The organism is Roseisalinus antarcticus, assembly GCF_900172355.1.
Lineage (GTDB): Bacteria > Pseudomonadota > Alphaproteobacteria > Rhodobacterales > Rhodobacteraceae > Oceanicola > Oceanicola antarcticus_A.
Window position 1 is genome coordinate 1 of the sequence record NZ_FWFZ01000119.1, and the last position, 1,484, is coordinate 1,484.

General features: G+C 66.7%; 1 protein-coding gene. It reads left to right on the top strand.

The annotated features are described in order from the left end of the window. Positions 1–185 precede the first annotated feature (185 nt). Complete coding sequence (locus ROA7023_RS23485; protein WP_085881348.1) at positions 186–1,442, top strand: ISL3 family transposase; 1,257 nt, start codon at positions 186–188, stop codon at positions 1,440–1,442. Positions 1,443–1,484 lie beyond the last annotated feature (42 nt).

Sequence of the window (1,484 nt, forward strand, 5' to 3'; positions counted from 1 at the left end):
GGTCCCTTCTCGATCTGTGTGGGTTGGCGGGCCGAGTGCGGCCTGACGCGACCCGACATGTTGTGCCCCCGGTAGGCGCGTTCGGCGCGTAGACCTCAACGATCGAAGCGGCGGACGCGCCGGGCCATGTTGGCCTGCATGCCGGTTCCGGTTAGCCTCGGGCCGTTCTCGGAAATGAGGGGTGCATGGGACCGGAGAAGAGCTTGTTCACGATGGCGCTTGGGCTGGAGGCGCCGTGGTATGTCGATGACGTGGCGTTCGACGCGTCCACAAAGCAGATCGACTTCGAGGTCATATTCAAGCCTGGCAGCCGTTTCGAGTGCCCCTCGTGCGGCGCGGCGGACCGGCCGGTTCACGATACGCGACGGCGCAGTTGGGAGCATCTGAGGTTCTTCGAGCACAAGGCCTTCATCCACGCCGCCGTCCCGCGCGTCGCCTGTCGCCAATGCGGCAAGACCCGGCAGGTGACGGTGCCATGGGCGCGCAGCGGGTCGGGCTTCACGCAGCTGTTCGATGCCTTCGTGATCGCGCTGGTGCGCGAGATGCCGGTGAAGGCCGTGGCCGACCTGCTGGACGTGGGCGACGACCGCATCTGGCGCTTGCTCGACCACTATGTCCCGGCAGCCCGGGCTCTGGAGGACGTCGGCGATGTCTCGGCCATCGGGATCGACGAGACGGCGGCGCGGCGGGGCCACGATTACATCACCCTGTTCCACGATCTCCGGGCCGGCAGGCTGCTCTTTGCCTGCGAGGGTCGTGATGCCGGGACAGTGGAAACCTTCGCCGAGGACCTCCGCGCCCGTGGCGGCGATCCGGATGCCATCTCGGCAGCCTGCATCGACATGAGCCGCGCCTACATCGCCGGCGTCGGCCGGCATCTGCCGCGCGCGGCCATCACCTTCGACCGGTTCCACGTCATCGGGCTGGCGGGCGCCGCGCTCGAGGAGGTCCGCCGCGCCGAGGTCCGCAGTGAGCCGGCGCTGAAACACAGCCGTTGGATGTGGCTCAAGGACAAGCACAGCTGGTCGAAACGGCAGATCGCGCAGCACCATGACCTGTCGCGGATGCACCTGAAGACGGGCCGCGCGTTCCGCCTGAAGGAGGCGCTGCGCGACATCTTCGCCGCGGCCGACACCAGGGCAGACGCCGAGGCGCAGCTCACGGCCTGGATCAGATGGGCCCGGCGCAGCAGGCTTGCTCCGTTCAAGAAACTCGCCCTGGCCCTGAAAGCCCACTGGGAGGGCATCCTCAATGGCTTTGACAGCGAACTGACCAACGGATCGGTCGAGGCGATCAACGGCCTGATCCAGGCTGCAAAGGCGCGCGCCCGCGGCTACCGCAAGCCGAGGAACCTCATCAACATGTCCTACCTGATCGCGGGAAAGCTCAGCCACCTGCCAGCCTCACACTCCCGCACAACATCTGGGGCCGTTCTCGAATGATCGACCCACAGCCCACCCACATGAAACGCGAAATAGCCCAAA

What these genes read in the sequence shown, in the direction of transcription:
- ROA7023_RS23485 (WP_085881348.1), top strand. Translation starts at nt 186, where the DNA reads ATGGGACCGGAGAAGAGCTTGTTCACGATGGCGCTTGGGCTGGAGGCG.